The sequence below is a fragment of the Saccharopolyspora karakumensis genome, from assembly GCF_004349225.1.
Lineage (GTDB): Bacteria > Actinomycetota > Actinomycetes > Mycobacteriales > Pseudonocardiaceae > Saccharopolyspora > Saccharopolyspora endophytica.
The window spans coordinates 1-17,144 of record NZ_SMLA01000032.1 but is presented as its reverse complement, the minus strand read 5'-3'; the positions used below and the strand labels follow the sequence as shown (position 1 = coordinate 17,144).

18 protein-coding genes are annotated in these 17,144 nt (G+C 70.5%); 12 read left to right on the top strand and 6 right to left on the bottom strand.

What is annotated here, in order from left to right:
• From E1202_RS19840 to E1202_RS19815, 6 genes are read left to right on the top strand one after another with little or no spacing between them, the layout of a single operon-like run.
• Entirely contained in the window at positions 1–780 is a 780-nt protein-coding gene (locus tag E1202_RS19840; protein WP_132684650.1) for an SDR family oxidoreductase, read from the top strand.
• Positions 777–2,132: a cytochrome P450 gene (locus E1202_RS19835; protein ID WP_132684649.1), complete on the top strand. Its 1,356-nt coding sequence runs from the start codon at positions 777–779 to the stop codon at positions 2,130–2,132. Before E1202_RS19840 ends, E1202_RS19835 begins: the two co-directional genes overlap by 4 nt.
• Positions 2,132–2,326: a ferredoxin gene (locus E1202_RS19830; protein WP_132684648.1), complete on the top strand. Its 195-nt coding sequence runs from the start codon at positions 2,132–2,134 to the stop codon at positions 2,324–2,326. Before E1202_RS19835 ends, E1202_RS19830 begins: the two co-directional genes overlap by 1 nt.
• A 1-nt stretch (position 2,327) precedes the next feature.
• Positions 2,328–2,879 (top strand): Cif family virulence factor, encoded by a 552-nt coding sequence (locus tag E1202_RS19825; protein WP_132684647.1) that lies wholly within the window; start codon positions 2,328–2,330, stop codon positions 2,877–2,879.
• A gap of 22 nt (positions 2,880–2,901) precedes the next feature.
• Positions 2,902–3,090: a ferredoxin gene (locus E1202_RS19820; RefSeq protein ID WP_132675301.1), complete on the top strand. Its 189-nt coding sequence runs from the start codon at positions 2,902–2,904 to the stop codon at positions 3,088–3,090.
• Positions 3,091–3,094: 4 nt separating this feature from the next.
• On the top strand, positions 3,095–3,571 hold the full coding sequence (locus E1202_RS19815) for a nitroreductase family deazaflavin-dependent oxidoreductase (protein ID WP_132684646.1): 477 nt from the start codon (positions 3,095–3,097) through the stop codon (positions 3,569–3,571).
• Between the two features lie 81 nt (positions 3,572–3,652).
• Here the strand turns inward: E1202_RS19815 and E1202_RS19810 are convergent, their stop codons facing one another.
• From E1202_RS19810 to E1202_RS19790, 5 genes are all read right to left on the bottom strand, one after another.
• Positions 3,653–4,504, bottom strand: coding sequence for an LLM class F420-dependent oxidoreductase (locus E1202_RS19810; protein ID WP_132684645.1), 852 nt, complete (start codon positions 4,502–4,504; stop codon positions 3,653–3,655).
• Positions 4,501–4,860, bottom strand: coding sequence for a carboxymuconolactone decarboxylase family protein (locus tag E1202_RS19805; RefSeq protein WP_132684644.1), 360 nt, complete (start codon positions 4,858–4,860; stop codon positions 4,501–4,503). The genes E1202_RS19810 and E1202_RS19805 overlap by 4 nt, the downstream gene beginning before the upstream one ends.
• Complete coding sequence (locus tag E1202_RS19800) at positions 4,857–5,711, bottom strand: NAD(P)-dependent oxidoreductase (RefSeq protein ID WP_132684643.1); 855 nt, start codon at positions 5,709–5,711, stop codon at positions 4,857–4,859. The genes E1202_RS19805 and E1202_RS19800 overlap by 4 nt, the downstream gene beginning before the upstream one ends.
• The gene (locus tag E1202_RS19795; protein ID WP_132684642.1) at positions 5,708–6,460 is read right to left on the bottom strand and encodes an SDR family oxidoreductase; all 753 of its coding nucleotides are present in this window, start codon (positions 6,458–6,460) and stop codon (positions 5,708–5,710) included. Before E1202_RS19795 ends, E1202_RS19800 begins: the two co-directional genes overlap by 4 nt.
• 82 nt (positions 6,461–6,542) lie before the next feature.
• The gene (locus E1202_RS19790) at positions 6,543–8,006 is read right to left on the bottom strand and encodes an aldehyde dehydrogenase (protein WP_132684641.1); all 1,464 of its coding nucleotides are present in this window, start codon (positions 8,004–8,006) and stop codon (positions 6,543–6,545) included.
• Positions 8,007–8,178: 172 nt separating this feature from the next.
• Between E1202_RS19790 and E1202_RS19785 the strand changes: the two genes are divergently transcribed.
• Both E1202_RS19785 and E1202_RS19780 read left to right on the top strand, forming a co-directional pair.
• The gene (locus tag E1202_RS19785) at positions 8,179–8,808 is read left to right on the top strand and encodes a PaaI family thioesterase (protein WP_132684640.1); all 630 of its coding nucleotides are present in this window, start codon (positions 8,179–8,181) and stop codon (positions 8,806–8,808) included.
• A gap of 18 nt (positions 8,809–8,826) precedes the next feature.
• A complete protein-coding gene (locus E1202_RS19780) occupies positions 8,827–9,855 on the top strand; it encodes a ferredoxin--NADP reductase (RefSeq protein WP_132684639.1) in 1,029 nt (342 codons plus the stop codon).
• 55 nt (positions 9,856–9,910) lie between these two features.
• On the opposite strand, the gene E1202_RS19775 is transcribed toward E1202_RS19780, so the two are convergent.
• Positions 9,911–11,500 (bottom strand): FAD-binding protein, encoded by a 1,590-nt coding sequence (locus E1202_RS19775; protein ID WP_132684638.1) that lies wholly within the window; start codon positions 11,498–11,500, stop codon positions 9,911–9,913.
• Between the two features lie 138 nt (positions 11,501–11,638).
• On the opposite strand from E1202_RS19775, the gene kstD reads away from it, so the two are divergent.
• The 4 genes from kstD to E1202_RS19755 form a co-directional block, all read left to right on the top strand.
• Positions 11,639–13,297, top strand: coding sequence for a 3-oxosteroid 1-dehydrogenase (gene kstD / locus E1202_RS19770; RefSeq protein WP_132684637.1), 1,659 nt, complete (start codon positions 11,639–11,641; stop codon positions 13,295–13,297).
• Between the two features lie 61 nt (positions 13,298–13,358).
• Positions 13,359–14,162: a crotonase/enoyl-CoA hydratase family protein gene (locus tag E1202_RS19765; protein WP_132684636.1), complete on the top strand. Its 804-nt coding sequence runs from the start codon at positions 13,359–13,361 to the stop codon at positions 14,160–14,162.
• A gap of 116 nt (positions 14,163–14,278) precedes the next feature.
• Positions 14,279–15,496, top strand: coding sequence for a hypothetical protein (locus E1202_RS19760; RefSeq protein WP_132684635.1), 1,218 nt, complete (start codon positions 14,279–14,281; stop codon positions 15,494–15,496).
• A gap of 13 nt (positions 15,497–15,509) precedes the next feature.
• A partial coding sequence (locus E1202_RS19755) for an acyl-CoA synthetase (RefSeq protein WP_132684634.1) occupies positions 15,510–17,144 on the top strand: 1,635 nt, incomplete at its 3' end.

The following is a 17,144-nucleotide window of genomic DNA, read 5'->3' as shown; positions in this document are numbered from 1 at the left end:
ATGCCCAGGTTCGAACCGAACCCGCAACGCCGACCCACCGCGATCGCCGGTGCGTCGGCCGGGATCGGCGCGGCCACCGCCCAGGCCCTGGCCGCCTCCGGTCACCCGGTGGCGCTCGGCGCGCGCCGCGTCGACAAGTGCCGGGAGCTGGCGGAGAAGATCCGCGCCGACGGCGGCCAGGCCGTCGCCGTGCCGCTGGACGTCACCGACGAGGACTCGGTGACGGCGTTCGTGACCAGGACGACCGAGGAGCTCGGCGACATCGAGGTCCTGGTCTACGGAGCGGGCGATCTCGACGCCGACCTGGTGCACGAGATGGAGGGGGCGCGCTTCCAGGGCCAGCTCGACGTGCACCTCGGCGGAGCTCACCGCCTCACCTCGCGGATCGTGCCCGGGATGGTCGACCGGCGGCGCGGTGACGTGGTGTTCATCGGCTCCGACGTGGTCCCCAAGCCCCGGCCCCGGATGGGCGCCTACGTGCCGGCCAAGGCCGGGCTGGAGGCGATGGCCCGGACGATGCGCATGGAGCTGGAGGGCACCGGGGTGCGCGCCAGCATCGTGCGGCCCGGCCCCACCTTCACCTCGATGGGCATGCAGTGGGACGAGAAGACCACCGAGGCCGTGCTCAACGACTGGGTGAAGTGGGGCCTGGCGCGGCACCCGTACTTCCTGCGCGGGTCCGACATCGCCGACGCCGTGCACCACGTGATCTCCGCGCCGCGCGGCGTGCACCTGAGCTTGATCGAGGTCGAACCCGAAGCACCGCTGGAGGAGAGATGACGCTGCTCGCGCCGAAACAGGTCTCCGGTGGCCAGGACGAGCACGGCCACCTCGAAGAGCTGCGCACCGACCCGATCGCGCTGATGCGCCGGGTCCGCGAGGAGTGCGGTGACGTCGGCACCTTCGACCTGGCCGGGCGGCGGGTGGTGCTGCTGTCGGGAGCCGAGGCCAACGAGTTCTTCTTCCGCGCCTCCGACGACGACCTGGACCAGGCCGCCGCGTACCCGTTCATGACGCCGATCTTCGGGCAGGGCGTGGTGTTCGACGCCCCGCCGGAGCGGCGCAAGGAGATGCTGCACAACCAGGCGCTGCGCGGCGAGCAGATGCGCGGCCACGCCCAGACCATCGACGCCGAGATCGCCCGCATGGTGGCCGGGTGGGGCGATGAGGGCGAGATCGACCTGCTGGACTTCTTCGCCGAGCTGACGATCTACACGTCCTCGGCGTGCCTGATCGGCAAGCGGTTCCGCGACCAGCTCGACCACCGCTTCGCCGAGCTCTACCACGAGCTGGAGCGCGGCACCGACGCGCTGGCCTACGTCGACCCCTACGCGCCGATCGAGAGCTTCCGGCGTCGGGACGAGGCGCGGGCCGGCCTGGTGCGGCTGGTGCAGGAGATCATGGACGGCCGGGCCGCCGCCGGCACACCGCCGCGCGACGAGCGGGACATGCTCGACGTGCTGATGTCGGTCAAGGACGAGGCCGGTGAGCTGCGGTTCAACGCCGACGAGATCACCGGGATGTTCATCTCGATGATGTTCGCCGGGCACCACACCAGCTCCGGCACGGCCGCGTGGACGCTCATCGAGCTGCTCCGCAACCCGGGCGTGAGGGACGGGGTCGTCTCCGAGCTCGACGAGCTCTACTCCGACGGTTCGGAGGTGAGCTTCCGCTCGTTGCGGGCGATCCCGCGGCTGGAGGGCGCGATCAAGGAGGCGCTGCGGCTGCACCCGCCGCTGATCCTGCTGCTGCGCGTCGCTCAGGACGACTTCGAGGTGCGCGGGCAGCGGATCGAGCGCGGTGACTTCGTGGCCGCCACTCCCGCGATCTCCAACCGGATCCCGGAGGACTTCCCCGAGCCCGATTCCTTCCACCCGGAGCGCTACGCCGAACCGCGCCAGGAGGACCTGGTCAACCGCTGGACGTGGATCCCCTTCGGAGCCGGGCGGCACCGGTGCGTGGGGGCGGCGTTCGCGATGATGCAGCTCAAGGCGATCTTCTCGGTCCTGCTGCGGGACTTCGGCTTCGAGCTCGCGCAGCCTCCGGAGTCCTACCGCAACGACCACTCGAAGATGGTCGTCCAGCTCGCCCAGCCGTGCCGGGTGACCTACCGACGCCGGAAGGAGACCTGATGCGAGTCGTGTGCGATCTCGACCTGTGCCAGGGCCACGCGATGTGCGAGGTGGAGGCGCCGGAGGTGTTCTCGGTCCCCAAGCGCGGCAAGGTCGACGTGCTGATCGACGAGCCGCCGGCGGATCTGCGCGCCGAGGTGGAACGTGCCGTTCGGGAGTGCCCGACGCAGGCCCTGAGCATCGAGGAGGCTTGACATGCCCGCATACCCTCGGGAAGAACTGGAACGCATGGTCCAGCACTGGCTGGACGAGAACGAGCGCTGCGAAGGGCTCGGCGACTGGAAGCCGCTCGCGCAGCTCTACACCGAAGACGCCACCTACGGCTGGAACACCGGGCCCGACGAGGACTTCATGACGGTGGGGCGCGACGAGATCCGCGACATCGCCCTCGGCGTGGAGATGGAGGGCCTGCACGGCTGGAGCTACCCGTACCAGCGGGTGCTCATCGACGACGTCAAGGGCGAGGTGATCGGGTTGTGGAAGCAGATCGCCGACGCGAAGCGGCCCGACGGCAGTCCGTACCAGGTCGCCGGCATCGGCGGCAGCTGGTTCCGCTACGGCGGGAACATGCGGTGGTCGTGGCAGCGGGACTTCTTCGACTTCGGCAACGCCGCGCACCTCTTCCTGGAGATGATCAGAGCGGACGTGCTCTCGCCCGGGATGAAGCAGCGCATGGAGGTCGCCGCGTCTGGCCTGCCGCAGCCCGGCCACTACCGCAAGGGCACGGCGCCGGTCGAGCTGTGGTGACCTGCGAGCAACGGGAGGAACGATGAAGATCGTGGTCGACTTCGACCTGTGCGAGGCCAACGGCATGTGCGAGGCCGTCGCACCGGACGTCTTCGAGATCGACGATGACGACAACCTCAACATCATCGCCGAACCCACGCCCGAACTGCGGGATTCGATCGAGCAGGCCGTGCACTCCTGCCCGAAGGCCGCCCTGTCGCTGGAAGACTGAGACCATGCCGAAAGAACGTCCTCCGCAGCTGGATTCGCCGATCGTGGGCAAGGTCATCAAGGTGGCTTCGCGGGCCAACACCCGGTTGTACCGCGCCACCGGCGGGCGGCTGGGCGGCAACTGGCGCATCGGCGCCGGCTTCCGCAAGAGCGTCCCGATCTGCCTGCTGACCACCACCGGCCGTCGCAGCGGCCGGCCCCGGACCGCTCCCCTGCTGCACATGCCCGACGGCGACCGGGTCGTCCTGGTCGCCTCGCAGGGCGGCCTGCCCCAGCACCCGGCCTGGTACCACAACCTCAGGGCGAACCCGGAGGTCACGGTCCAGGTCAAGCGCGACGTCCGCCGCATGCGCGCCCGCACGGCGAGCCCGGAGGAGCGGGCCGAGCTCTGGCCCCGCCTGCTGGAGGTCTACGCGGACTTCGACGACTACCAGTCCTGGACCGAACGCGAGATCCCGGTGGTCATCTGCGAACCCGCCTGACCGGCCACCTTCGAGTTCCGCGCGAGGATTCGAGTCGAAAGTTCTGGACTCCCCTCTCGCGCGAATTCGAAGAACCAAGTCCTATCGGGTGATGTTGAGCTTGCCTGCGAGCCGGTGGAAGTACTCCGCGACCCACTGCTCGCCCTTCTCGGGGAACCCGAAGAGGACTTCGGTCACTCCGAGCTCCTCCCAGCGGGCCAGCGCGTCGAAGTCGGGCTTGCCCGACAGCGCCACGATCTGGGGCCGGCCCTCGCGGCCCGCTTCCTTCCAGGTGCGCTGGAGGAGGGCGACCTTCTCGTCGATCTCGCCCTCGGTGGGGGTGGTGATCCAGCCGTCGGCGGAGCGGGCGATCCAGCTGAAGGTCTTCTCCGTGCCGCCGGCACCGATGAGCACCGGTGGCCGCGGCTGCTGGACCGGCTTGGGCCAGGCCCAGCTGGGGCCGAAATCGACGTGCTCACCGTGGTATTCGGCTTCCTGCTGGGACCACAGCCGCTCCATGGCCTCCAGGTACTCGCGCAGCACGGTGCGGCGCTTGGCCTTGGGCACGCCGTGGTGGGTCAGCTCGTCGATGTTCCAGCCGAACCCGGATCCCAGGCTCACCCGCCCGCCGGAGAGGTGGTCCAGCGTGGCGATGGTCTTGGCGAGGGTGATCGGGTCGTGCTCCACCGGCAGCGCCACGGCGGTGGCGAGCCGGATCCGCGAGGTCACCGCCGCGACCGTCGACAGCGCCACCCACGGGTCCAGGGTCCGCAGGTAGCGGTCGTCGGGGAGTTCCCCGGTGCCGGTGCCCGGGTGCGCGGCCTCGCGCTTGACCGGGATGTGGGTGTGCTCGGGCACCCAGTAGGAGTCGAAACCCGCCTCTTCAGCGGCTTTCGCTGCGACCGCGGGGGCGAGACCGCGGTCGCTGGTGAACTGCACGATTCCGTACTTCATGAGCGGTCCTTTTCGCCGAGGATCTTCTCGATGCGCATGGTGAACTTCGTGCCCAGCGGCCAGCCGACGTAATGGGTCAGGAACAAGCCGATCTCGCGCAGCTGATCGGCGTCCAGCTCCTCGTTGCCCAGCGCCGCCCGCACCTGGATGTCGGCGACGTCGTCGAGCCCCTGAGCGGCCAGCGCGCCCAGCAGCAGCAACCGCCGATCGCGCAGGCTCAGCCCGGGCCGGGACCAGATCTCGGCGAAGAGGTGGTCGACGGTGACGGCGAAGAAGTCGCCCGGCCCGTCGGAGACCTCCCAGCCGTAGACCTCGCCCATCTTGGCCAGGCCGCGTTGTCGCTGCTCGTCGCTCATGCGTCCTCCTTCGCCACGCCGAGTCCGGCCGCCAGGTCGCGCAGCGCCCGCTCCCCCAGCGGCAGCTCCACGCCGAGCCGCTCACCGAGCCGCAGGGCCAGCGCGAGGTCCTTCTCGCCGAGTTCGCTGACGTTGCGCAAGATCGGGTACCAGTTGTCCGACGGGTCCAGCGGCGCGGTGTCGCCGCGCAGCATGATCGCTCCGGGCCCGCCGGTGATGGCGTCGGTGTGCCGCACGATCTCGCCGAGCTCGCGCAGGTCGATCCCGGAGGCTTCGGCGAGCCGCTGGGCCTCGGCGGCGGCGGTGAAGGCCACGAAGTGCAGCAGGTTGCGGGCCAGCTTGCAGCGGGTTCCCGCACCGACCTCGCCGGCGTGCACGACGAGTCCGGCCCAGTGCCCGAAAACGGCTTCGCAGCGCCTGAACGCGTCCTCCGAGCCGCCGACCATGACGGCCAGGTCCGCCCGGTCGGCACCGACCGCACCGCCGCTCACCGGCGCGTCGACCAACGAAACCCGGTGCAGCGCAGCGAGTTCCGCGAGCCGGGGCGCGGTGTCCTCGCCGATCGTGGAGTGGATGGCCAGGACCGTCCCCTCGGCGGCCCCGGCGAGCAGCCCGTCCGGACCGCACACCACCTCCTCGACCTGCGCGTCGTCGCGCACCATCACCGAGATGACGTCGGCCTGGCGGGCGACCTCCTTCGGCGAGGTGGCCGCCCGCGCTCCGCCTTCGACGAACGTCGCGACGACCTCCGGGCGGACGTCGTGGACGACGAGCCCGTCCGGCCAGGTCAGCAGCTTGCGGGCCATCGGCGCACCGATCTGCCCGAGCCCGATGAATCCGACCGCGCTCACGAGCGGATCACCTGCCCGCCGTCGACGTTGAAGATCTGCCCGGTGACCCAGCCCGCTTCCTCCGACAGCAGGAACAGGCACATCCCCACCAGGTCCTCGGGCTGCCCCATGCGCTTGAGCGCCATGCCCTTGACGATCGCCTTGACCACCTCCGGCGGGGTGGTCTCGCGGGTGGCTTCGGTGTCGATCGGTCCGGGCGCGATGGCGTTGATCCGCACTCCCATGCCGCCGATCTCGTGCGCGAGCTGCTGGGTGAGCCCGTTGACCGCGACCTTGGCCAGCCCGTAGAACCCGGAGTAGACCCAGGCGGCCGTCGAGGACTGGTTGACGATGGAACCGCCGCCGCCTTCCTGCATGTGCGGCACGCACGCCCTGGTGCACAGCAGCGCGCCGTCCATGTTCACGCTCAGGAACTTCTTGTAGTAGTCCCAGTCCACCGTGCACAGCAGGTCCAGCTTCATGCCGCCGTAGAGGGCGGCGTTGTTCACCAGGTGGTCGATGCCGCCGAACCGCTCGACGGCGAAAGCCGCCATCGCGGCGGTGGATTCCGGCGAGGAGACGTCGACCTCCACGAACGCGGCGGTGCCGCCCTCGGCGTTAATCTCCTCGGCGACCTTCTCGCCGGAGGTGGTGTTGAGGTCGGCGACCACGACGCTCGCGCCCTCGTCCGCCAACGCCCGCGCGTAGGCCTCACCGATGCCCTGCGCGGCCCCGGTGACCACGGCGACCTTGCCTTCGAAACGCCCCATTGCGTCCTCCTGGGAATTGTTGAGGAATCGCTCGCTCGGCGGTGCGGGTGGCCGAGACCCCGAAGGGGAACGACTCCCGGCTCTAGGCCGGTTCGGCGATCAGCTTCGTCTCCAGGTACTCCTCGAACCCGGCCACGCCCATCTCGCGGCCGATGCCCGACTGCTTGTAGCCGCCGAACGGGGCGTCCGCGCCGTACCAGACGCCGCCGTTGATGCCGACCGTCCCGGTGCGGATGCGCGCCGCCACTGCGCGCGCCCGCTCCAGGTCCTGGCCGTGCACCGCGCCGGAGAGCCCGTAGGGCGAATCGTTGGCGATGCGCACGGCGTCGTCGTCGCCGTCGTGCGGCAGGAGCACCAGCACCGGACCGAAGATCTCCTCGCGCGCCACCCGGGATTCGTTGCTCAGCCCGGCGATCAGCGTCGGTTCGACGAAGAAGCCGCGGTCGCGCTCGGCGCGGCCACCGCCGCACGCGAACTCGCCGCCCTCTTCCGCGGCGAGGGTCAGGTAGCTCTCCACCCGGTCGCGCTGGCGGGCGGAGATCAGCGGGCCGCACACGGTTCCGGGGTCATCGGGGTCTCCGACGCCGATGCCGCGCAGCGCCTTGGCCGTCAGCGCCACCGCCTCGTCGTAGTGGGCGCGGGGCACCAGCAGGCGCGTGGTCAGCGCGCAGCCCTGCCCGGCGTGGGTGCAGACGGTGAAGGCCGCGAGTCCGCAGGCCGCGCCCAGGTCGGCGTCGTCGAGCACGACGAACGCCGATTTCCCGCCCAGCTCGAGGAAATTCCGCTTGATCCCGGGAGCACCGGCGGCCATCACGGCGCGCCCGGTGGCGGTCGATCCGGTGAACGACACGAGGTCGACCCGGGCGTCGGAGGACAGCTGCGCGCCCAGGGCGTGGTCGTCGGAGGTGACGATGTTGACCACGCCGGGCGGGATGTCGGTCTCGTTCAGCAGGATCTCGCCGACCGCGGCCGCGCACCACGGGGTGTCCGGCGCGGGTTTGAGGACCACGGTGTTGCCTGCGGCCAGCGCCGGTCCGAGCTTGGCGAGGTTGATCTGGTGCGGGAAGTTCCACGGCGTGATCGCCCCGACGACGCCGACGGCTTCGCGCCGGGTCCAGCGCCTGCTGGGCATCCCCATCGGTTCGGCGACGCCGAGGTCGCGGGTCCACTCGTATCCGGCGGCGACGCCGGCGAAGTGGGCGACGTCGGCGATCGGTGCGTCGAGCTGGGCGCCGTGGGTGAGGAAGCGCGGTGCGCCGACCTCGGCGATGGTGAGTTCGCGCAGCTCGTCGGCGTGCTCGCGCAGGGACCGGCTGAGCTGTTCGAGGCAGTGGACGCGCAGGTCGAGATCGCGCGACCACTCGGTTTCGTCGAAGGCCCTGCGTGCCGCGCCGATCGCGCGGTCCATGTCTGCGGCGGTGGCGTTGGCCGCTGTGCCGAGCACCTCTTCGGTGGCGGGGTTGGCGGTTTCGAAACGCCGCCCTGATCCGGGGGCGGGTTCGCCGTCGACCAGCAGGGGCGACGCCTTGTCGGTCCAGACGCTCATCGGCAACACATCCGGTTTATAGACACCTGTCAAGACTAAGGTCCACGTTTCCGGCCCACAAGGTCCTCGACCAATAGAACCGGTTTCCCCCTCTCTGCGAAGCTCCCGTTGACACAGCATAATCGAGCCATAGAACATGTTCTAGATATTCGGCGCACGAGGGGACCACCGGATGACCGACGAGAGACCATGCACGACCTCCCCACCGGCGGCGGGACACGCCCCGGTCCTCCCGGCGATCCCGGCCGAGACGACCCTGCTGGCAGCGCGGATCCGCGAGCTCGTCGAGGCCGGCGTGCACACCGACGTCGCAGCCGAGGACCTGCGCGCCGCCGCCGAGCACGTCACCGCGGCCACCGCGCTGCTGCGCGAGCGCACCCGCGAGGAACCGCTGCTGCTGTCCTACCTGGACGGCAACCAGGTCAGCGTGCACAACCCGGTCGAGGGCCCCGGCAACCCGCTCGCGCCGCCCATGGTGGGCTTGGAGATCGACGAATCCGGTGCGACCTCCTCGACCGCGCTGCTCGGCGCGGCCTACGAGGGACCGCCCGGGCGGGTGCACGGCGGTTGGGTGGCCTCTCTGCTCGACCACGCCGTGGGCCGGGCGGTGGCGGTGGCCGGTCATCCGGCGATGACGGTGTCGCTGACCGTGGACTACCGGCGCGGCACCCCGCACGGCGTGCCGCTGACCATCAACGCCCGGTTCACCGGCAAGGAAAGCCGCAAGGTCTTCGCCACCGCCGAGATCGTCGCCGACGGCGAGACCACCGCCGAGGCCAGCGCGATCCTGGTGACCTACTGACCAGCGAGGAGACTTGCGATGCCTGAGTTCCACCGGCTGCGGGTGGCCGAGGTCGTCGAGGAGACGGCCGACGCCCGCTCAGTGGTCTTCGACGTCGACACCACCCGGCTGCCCTACCGGCCGGGCCAGTTCCTGACGCTGCGGATCCCCAGCGACCGGTGCGGCTCGGTGGCGCGCGCCTACTCCTTGTCGAGCTCACCGATCACCGACGCACGGCTGGCCGTCACGGTCAAGCGCACCGAGGACGGCTACGCCTCGAACTGGATCTGCGACAACGTCGCCGCGGGCACCGAGCTCGACGTGCTGGACCCTGCCGGGGTGTTCACCCCGAAGTCGCTGGAGGACGACCTGCTGCTGTTCGCGGCGGGCAGCGGCATCACGCCGATCATGTCGATCCTGAAGTCGGCACTGGCCACCGGGAGAGGCCGGGTCGTGCTCGTCTACGCCAACCGCGACGAGAAGTCGGTCATCTTCGCCCGCGAGCTCACCGAGCTCACCGCAGCGCACCCCGGACGCCTGCTGGTGCTGCACTGGCTGGAATCCGTGCAGGGCCTGCCGAACCAGGACGCCTTGCAGTCGCTGGCCGGCGCGTTCCCGGAGCACGACGCGTTCATCTGCGGGCCGAAGCCGTTCATGGACGCCACCCGGAAGGCGCTGCGCGAAGCGGGGTTCCCGAAGTCCGCCATCCACCTGGAGCGCTTCGCCTCGCTGGCCGGGAACCCCTTCGACACCGCGACCCCCGCCGAACCCGCGGGCGAGGAGGCCCAGCCGGAGGACTCGGTGGTCGAGGTGACGATCGACGGCGAGGACCACACGTTCACCTGGCCCGCCGACAAGCGGCTGCTCGACCTCCTCAAGGACAACGGCGTCCAGGCCCCCTCGTCCTGCGCCGAGGGCATCTGCGCGGCCTGCGAGTGCCGGGTGACCGAGGGCGAGGTCACGATGGTCAACAACCAGGTCCTCGAGCAGGAGGACCTGGACGAGGGCTACGTCCTGGCCTGCCAGTCCCTGCCCAAGACCCCCAAGGTCAAGGTCGACTACGACTGACGGCACGGCCGCGGGGTGGGGCGATCACGGCGGTGGTCGCCCCACCCGGACCGGGTCAGGACGCCGTGGCGGCGGAGCGGCCCGCTCGGCGGCCGGAGTAGACGCAGTCGGCGATGGACAGGCCGCTGACGTAGGACTCCGAGCAGATGCCGGAGGCGTTGCGCCCGGCCGCGTACAGGCCGGGGATCGTCGTCCCGTCCTCACGGGTGACCAGGCCCGATTCCTCCTCGACGGTGAGACCGCCGAGGGTGATCATCGGGCAGGGGTAGCCCATCTGCGAGCGCAGCGAGCAGTCGAAGGCGTAGTACGGCCCGCTGTCGATGGCCTGCACGTACTCGGCGGCCTTGCCCCACTCGTCCTCGCCGCCCGCGCGGGCCACCTCGTTGTAGGCGAAAACGGTGCGCTGCAGCGCGTCTTCGGCGATCCGGGCCTTGCCCGCGAGCTCGGCGATGCTGTCGGCCTTGTGGTGGGCGGAGCGGAACAGGACCTCCATCTGCAAGCGCTGGAACCACAGCGTCTGGCTGGGCAGCTGCTTCTTCGCCTCGTCGAGGATGCGCTGGTCGAGGACCAGGTAGGCGTGGCCGTCGTGCTCGTTGACCATGCGGTCGCCGACCTTGGCGCCGTACATGAGCTCGTTGACGAACCGCTCCCCAGCCCGGTCCACCAGCACGCCCTTGACCATCCCCAGCGGCGGGTTGATGAACCGCCACGCCGACACCCGGTGCATGCGCGCGGTCGCGCCGCCGACGCTCTCGCCGAGCCGGATGCCGCTGCCGTCGTCGCCGATGGTGCCGATCGCCGAACCCTTGCGGTAGTTCGGGGCGTGCTCGGCGAGCATCTGGCGGTTGAACGCGAATCCCCCGGCGGCGAGCACGACCCCGTTCTTCGCCCGCACCCGCTTGACGACGGCGTGGCGCTGCTCGATCCGCCGGATCGGCTTGTCCAGCTGCTTGCCCAACGGCCGGTAGTAGATGTTGAGCTTGCGGTTCCAGGTCGACAGCAGCCGGTGCGCGGTGCGCGCCAGACCAGGCCTGACCTGCCTGCACTCGGCGCCGACGACGCGTCCGGAGTCGTCGGTGAGCAGTTCGGTGACCGAGGTCTGGGTCCACACCCGCACACCGCGCCTGCGCGCCGAGGCGTCGAGGTTCTCGGTCATGCCCTTGCCCGAGGTCCCCTTGCCGTGGACCCGGTGCCCGCGCGGCGCGGGCTTGGCCTTGTCGCGGTAGGGCGGGGTGATCTCGTTGCCGGAGTAGTACAGGTAGTGGTCGTTGGTCGGGTACGACGTCTTGTAGGGGCAGAAGCTGGAGTCGAACGGAACCCCGTGCGATTCCAGCCATTCCAGGTTGGCGACGCTGTCCTCGCAGAACCTGCGCAGGGTTTCGTCGGACACCGCGCCCTCGGTCTCCAGGCGCAGGTACTCCAGCATGTCCTCGACGGAGTCCTCGAAACCGGCCGCCTCCTGGTGCGAGGTGCCGCCTCCGGCGTAGACGATGCCGCCGCTGATCGAGGTGGCCCCGCCACCGGTGAAGCGGTCCAGCGCGAGCACCGACGCGCCGTTGTCGACGGCTTCGATCGCCGCGCAGGCACCTGCTCCGCCGAAGCCGACGACGAGGACGTCGACCTCCTCGTCCCACTGCCCAGACATCCGCACCCCTCCAGACACATGCAACAAGTTCTCACTGTCGCGCCGCCGTTGTGACAACGGAAATCGCGTCGAACCGTAGCATCGGAGCCGTCAAAACTATAACCTGTTTCAGTATCGCGAGGCCCACATGGAGGTGCCATGACAGAAGCGACCTTCGATGTCGTCGTGGTCGGCTCCGGCGCCGCCGGGATGACCGCCGCGCTCACCGCGGCGGACCGGGGGTTGTCGGTGCTGGTCGTGGAGAAGGACCGCTACTTCGGCGGCTCCACGGCGCGCTCCGGCGGCGCCGTCTGGGCCCCGCACAACGAGGTGCTGCGGCGCGCGAACTCCGAGGACAGCCCGGAGAAGGCCGCGACCTACCTGCAGCACCTGATCGGCGACGAGATCTCCGCCGACCGGCGCGAAGCGCTGCTGTCGCACGGACCCGACATGGTCTCGCTGGTGCTGCGCCGGACCCCGCTGAAGCTGAAGTGGATTCCCGGCTACTCCGACTACTACCCGGAGACCCCCGGCGGCATCCCCCGCGGCCGCACGCTGGAACCCGAGCCGTTCAACGGCAAGCTGCTCGGCGACGAGCTGGCCAACCTGCAACCCCCGTACCTGCCCGCTCCGGCCGGGATCACGGTGACCGCGGCCGAGTACAAGTGGATGAACCTCATCGCCCGCCACCCGCGCGGCATGTTCACCTCCGCCAAGGTCGGTCTGCGCCGGGTGGTCTCGCTGGCCACCAAGCGCCCGCTGCTCGCGCTGGGCCAGGCGCTGGCCGCCGGACTGCGCGCCGGGCTGCTGCGCGCGGACGTGCCGGTGTGGCTCAACAGCCCGCTGACCGAGCTGCACGTCGAGGAAGGCGCGGTCACCGGTGTGCGCGTGCGGCGCGGCGACGAGGAGGTGCTCGTCCGCGCCCGGCGCGGCGTGATCATGGCGGCGGGTGGTTTCGAGAAGAACGAGCGGATGCGCAAGCAGTTCCAGCGCGAGCCGATCGGCGTCGACTGGACCGTGGGCGCCGAGTCCAACACCGGCGACGGCATCGAGGCCGGTCAACGGCTCGGCGCGGACGTGGACCTGATGGACGACGCGTGGTGGGGCCCGTCGATCCCGCTCCCCCGCGGCCCGTACTTCTGCCTGTCCGAGCGCAACCTGCCCGGCTGCATCCTGGTCAACGCCGCGGGTCAGCGGTACGTCAACGAGGCGACGCCGTACGTCGACGCGGTGCACGCGATGTACCGCGGGCACGAGACCGGGGTGTCGCACATCCCGTCGTGGCTGGTCGCCGACCAGCGCTACCGCAACAACTACACCTTCGCCGGACTGCCGCCGCGCCAGCGCTTCCCGGGTCGCTGGTACAAGGCCGGGATCGTGCACACCGCCCGGACCCTCGAGGAGCTGGCGGCCAAGATCGAGGTGCCCGCCGACCGGCTGCGCGCGACCGTGCAGCGGTTCAACCACTTCGCCGAGAAGGGCACCGACGAGGACTTCCGCCGCGGCGAGAGCGCTTACGACCGGTACTACGGAGACCCGCGGTTGCCCAACCCGAGCCTGGCCCCGCTGGAGGTCGCGCCGTTCCACGCGATCAAGATCGTGCCCGGTGACCTGGGCACGAAGGGCGGGTTGCGCACCGACGCCCGCGCCCGGGTGCTGCGGGAGGACGGCTCGACCATCCCCGGCCTCTACGCCGCGGGCAACGCGAGCGCGGCGGTGATGGGCTCCACCTACGCGGGCGCCGGAGCGACGATCGGCCCGGCCATGACCTTCGGCTACGTGGCCGCCTTGGACCTCGCGGCCAGAGCCGAGAACTGACCGGACGCAAGGGTTGTCGAACACGGGCGGTCCAAGCAGGACCGCCCCCTAAGGAGGCGGGATGACCGCGACGGAGACCGAGCAGCCGCATTGCCTCGTGGAGCAGCGCGGGGGCGTGCTGGTGGTGACCATGAACCGCCCGAGCGCCAAGAACGCGCTGTCCGGCGAGATGATCAAGATCATGATCGAGGCGTGGGACCGGGTCGACCACGACCCCTCGATCCGGGCCTGCGTGCTCACCGGTGCGGGCGGCGCCTTCTGCGCGGGTGCGGACCTCAAGAGCATGAGCAACAACCACCCCGGTGACCAGCACGCGCAGGGCTCGTTCAACCCGGCCAAGATCGAGGGCCTGCTCAAGGGCCGGCGGCTGACCAAGCCGCTGATCGCCGCGGTGGAGGGTCCCGCCATCGCGGGCGGCACCGAGATCCTGCAGGCCACCGACATCCGCGTCGCCGGCGAGAGCGCGCGCTTCGGCGTCTCCGAACCGCGCTGGGGCCTGTTCCCGCTGGGCGGCTCGGCCGTGCGGCTGACCCGGCAGATCCCCTACACGGTGGCCGCCGACCTGCTGCTGACCGGACGTCACATCAAGGCCCCCGAGGCCAAGGAGCTCGGTCTGATCGGCCACGTCGTGCCGGACGGAACCGCGCTGGACAAGGCCCTCGAACTGGGCGAGATGATCGCCGCCAACGGCCCGCTGGCCGTGCAGGCGATCCTGCGCACCATCCGGGAGACCGAGGCGATCCCCGAAGAGGAGGCCTTCGCCATCGAGGCCCAGCACGGCATCGGCGTCTTCATGAGCGAGGACGCCAAGGAGGGCCCGAAGGCCTTCGCGGAGAAGCGCAAACCCGACTTCCGGGGCAAGTGAGCCGACGAGGGGCGTCTGAAATCCGGGGCGCCCCTCATGATCGGTTCAGCAGCACCGGGAGGCGACATCCGTCGTTGCAGAGTTCACACGTCCCCGCACTGGCGCGAGGTGCACGTATGCAGAGTCGCTACGCATCGCTGACCCGACCCCGGCTGGCCGCGCTGCTGCCGGAGCTGCTGCTGGCCGGGCAGTTGATCGACCGATCGGCGATGGCCTGGTGCATCTCATCGTTCGGCCGCGAGGAGATGACCCGCATCGCCATCGAGGAGTGGATGGCGGCCAGCCCGGTCTACACCCGTCGGATGCAGCGGGCGCTGGACTACTCCGGCGACGACGTGGTCACCATCTTCAAGGGGCTGCAGCTCGACATCGGTGCCCCGCCGCAGTTCATGGACTTCCGCTACACCGTGCACGACCCGTGGTACGGCGAGTTCCACCTCGACCACTGCGGTGCGCTGATGGACGTCGAGCCGATGGGCGAGCGCTACGTGCGCGCGATGTGCCACGACATCGAAGACCCCACCTTCGACGCCACGGCCGTGGCCACCAACCCGAAGGCGCAGGTACGGCCGCTGCACCGACCTCCGCGGACGCCCGCCGACCGGCAACCGCACTGCGCGTGGACGGTGATCATCGACGACGCGCATCCGCCGGTATCCCCCAGCCAGGACTGCCTGGCGCTGCGGGAATCCCGGGCCGCGAACCTGGAGCTGTCGGCCATCGACCCGGCCGAGGACGGGCGCGGTGACTACACCGGGCCGCTGCTCAGCGACCTGGACTTCGCCGATTTCAGCACCTCGGCGCTGGTGCGCATGGCCGACGAGGTGTGCCTGCAGATGCACCTGCTCAACCTCGGTTTCGTCCGCGCGGTGGCGAGGCGGACCGATGATCCGCGGGAGATCTGCACCAAGCAGCTGGTGGGCATCGCCGGGCTGGCCGCCGAGCGGATCCACCGGGCGCTGGACCTGCCCGGTGGCGTCGAGGGAGCGTTGCGGGTGCTGGAGCTGCACCCGCTGCTCAACCCGGCGAACTACGTCGTGGCGTCCCGGGACTCCGAGTCGATCACCGTGCGGCCCGGCCCGGCGCACGCCGACGGCGCGTGGATCTCGTTGTGCGGGCCCGGTTCCACCGCCCCGCTGCAGGCCGTGGTGCGCGCGGTCGACCCCCGGATGGACGTGGTGGTCGAGGGCACCGAGGACTCCTGGACCGCGCGCGTCATCTCCGGCGGAGAACCCGCCGCCGAGTTCGACGAGGTGGCCGTGACCCGGATCAGCACCGGGTCGCACTTCACCTTCCAGCCCCGAAAATCCATTCCGATCATGCCAGTTCGGTGAGGAGCGGCTCCAGATGACGGCAACGAGCTTCAACCTGTCCGCGGTCTTCCAGACGGTCGCCGAGGCGGTCCCGGACCAGGAGGTCCTGGTCCGGGGCGAGCAGCGGTTCAGCTACGCCGATCTCAACGCGCGCGTGGACGGGGTCGCGCACTACCTGACCCGGCAGGGCTTCGGCTGCCACACCCCGCGCGAACGGCTCCCCGGGCACGAGTCCGGGCAGCACCACGTCGGTCTCTACCTGCACAACGGCAACGAGTACCTGGAGGCTCTGATCGGCGCGCTGCGCGCCCGTGCGGTGCCGTTCAACGTCAACTACCGGTACGTGGCCGAGGAGCTGCTGTACCTGTTCCAGGACGCCGGCGCCGAGGCGCTGGTCTTCCACTCCGCGTTCGCCCCCCAGGTCGCCGAGATCCGGGACCGGTTACCGGGTGTGCGCCTGCTGATCCAGGTCGACGACGACAGCGGCCACCCGCTGCTGCCGGGCGCCGTGCCGTACGAGTCCATCGTGGGCACACCGGCTCCCGAGGTGCTGCCGCACCCCTGCGGCGACGACCTGTACCTGCTCTACACCGGTGGCACCACCGGGATGCCCAAGGGCGTGATGTGGCGGCAGCACGACGCCTACGTCGGTGCCATGGGCGGCACGCCGTTCGGCAGCTCCGAGCCCTACCGCTCCTACGAGCAGATCGCCGAGGCCGCCAGGCAGGGCGGCGGCGGGATGCGGCTGATCATGACCGCGCCGTTCATGCACGGCGCGGCGCAGTGGTCGACCTTCCACATGATCACCCAGGGCGGGGCGATCGTGCTGCCCTGCGACGCGAGAACCCTGGACTGGCCGGACGTCCTGCGCACCGTGCAGCGGGAGCGGGTGGTCAGCATCCCGGTCGTCGGCGATGCGATGGCCCGGCCGATGGTCGCCGAGCTCGAACGCGGCGACTACGACCTCTCCGGCGTGTTCGCGGTGCAGAACGGCGGGGCCCCGCTGACCCCGACGGTGCGGGCGCGGTTGCAGGCGCAGCTGCCGAACGTGCTGTTCGTCGACACCGTCGGCTCGTCGGAGACCGGCATCCAGATGAGCCAGGTCGCCGACGGCAGCGGCACCGAGACCGGGGTTTTCACCCCGGACGGCGACACCGCGGTCCTCGACGACGACCTCACCCGCGAGCTCTCCCCCGGCGAGGGCCAGGGCTGGCTCGCCCGCCACGGCCTGGTGCCGCTGGGCTACCTCGGCGACGCCGACAAGACCGCCCGCACGTTCCCGGTCATCGACGGCCGGCGCTTCAGCGTCCCCGGGGATCGTGCGATCCGCCTGGAGGACGGCCGGATCCAGCTGCTCGGGCGGCAGAGCATCACCATCAACTCCGGCGGGGAGAAGATCTTCGTCGAGGAGGTCGAACGCGCCATCGCCGCTCACCCGGCCATCGCCGACGTCGTCGTCACCGGACGCCCCTCGGAGCGCTGGGGCAGCGAAGTGGTGGCCATCGTGGAACTCCTGGAGGACCACGAGGCCTCGGACGAGGCCCTCCTCGCCGAAGCCGCTCACCACGTGGCCCGCTACAAGCTCCCCAAGGCCATCATCAGGGTCCCCCAGATCCAACGCTCCCCCAGCGGCAAGGCCGACTACCGCTGGGGGAGCGTTGGATCTGGG

What these genes read in the sequence shown, in the direction of transcription:
- E1202_RS19840 (WP_132684650.1), top strand. Translation starts at nt 1, where the DNA reads ATGCCCAGGTTCGAACCGAACCCGCAACGCCGACCCACCGCGATCGCC.
- E1202_RS19835 (WP_132684649.1), top strand. Translation starts at nt 777, where the DNA reads ATGACGCTGCTCGCGCCGAAACAGGTCTCCGGTGGCCAGGACGAGCAC.
- E1202_RS19830 (WP_132684648.1), top strand. Translation starts at nt 2,132, where the DNA reads ATGCGAGTCGTGTGCGATCTCGACCTGTGCCAGGGCCACGCGATGTGC.
- E1202_RS19825 (WP_132684647.1), top strand. Translation starts at nt 2,328, where the DNA reads ATGCCCGCATACCCTCGGGAAGAACTGGAACGCATGGTCCAGCACTGG.
- E1202_RS19820 (WP_132675301.1), top strand. Translation starts at nt 2,902, where the DNA reads ATGAAGATCGTGGTCGACTTCGACCTGTGCGAGGCCAACGGCATGTGC.
- E1202_RS19815 (WP_132684646.1), top strand. Translation starts at nt 3,095, where the DNA reads ATGCCGAAAGAACGTCCTCCGCAGCTGGATTCGCCGATCGTGGGCAAG.
- E1202_RS19810 (WP_132684645.1), bottom strand. Translation starts at nt 4,504, where the DNA reads ATGAAGTACGGAATCGTGCAGTTCACCAGCGACCGCGGTCTCGCCCCC.
- E1202_RS19805 (WP_132684644.1), bottom strand. Translation starts at nt 4,860, where the DNA reads ATGAGCGACGAGCAGCGACAACGCGGCCTGGCCAAGATGGGCGAGGTC.
- E1202_RS19795 (WP_132684642.1), bottom strand. Translation starts at nt 6,460, where the DNA reads ATGGGGCGTTTCGAAGGCAAGGTCGCCGTGGTCACCGGGGCCGCGCAG.
- E1202_RS19790 (WP_132684641.1), bottom strand. Translation starts at nt 8,006, where the DNA reads ATGAGCGTCTGGACCGACAAGGCGTCGCCCCTGCTGGTCGACGGCGAA.
- E1202_RS19785 (WP_132684640.1), top strand. Translation starts at nt 8,179, where the DNA reads ATGACCGACGAGAGACCATGCACGACCTCCCCACCGGCGGCGGGACAC.
- E1202_RS19780 (WP_132684639.1), top strand. Translation starts at nt 8,827, where the DNA reads ATGCCTGAGTTCCACCGGCTGCGGGTGGCCGAGGTCGTCGAGGAGACG.
- E1202_RS19775 (WP_132684638.1), bottom strand. Translation starts at nt 11,500, where the DNA reads ATGTCTGGGCAGTGGGACGAGGAGGTCGACGTCCTCGTCGTCGGCTTC.
- kstD (WP_132684637.1), top strand. Translation starts at nt 11,639, where the DNA reads ATGACAGAAGCGACCTTCGATGTCGTCGTGGTCGGCTCCGGCGCCGCC.
- E1202_RS19765 (WP_132684636.1), top strand. Translation starts at nt 13,359, where the DNA reads ATGACCGCGACGGAGACCGAGCAGCCGCATTGCCTCGTGGAGCAGCGC.
- E1202_RS19760 (WP_132684635.1), top strand. Translation starts at nt 14,279, where the DNA reads ATGCAGAGTCGCTACGCATCGCTGACCCGACCCCGGCTGGCCGCGCTG.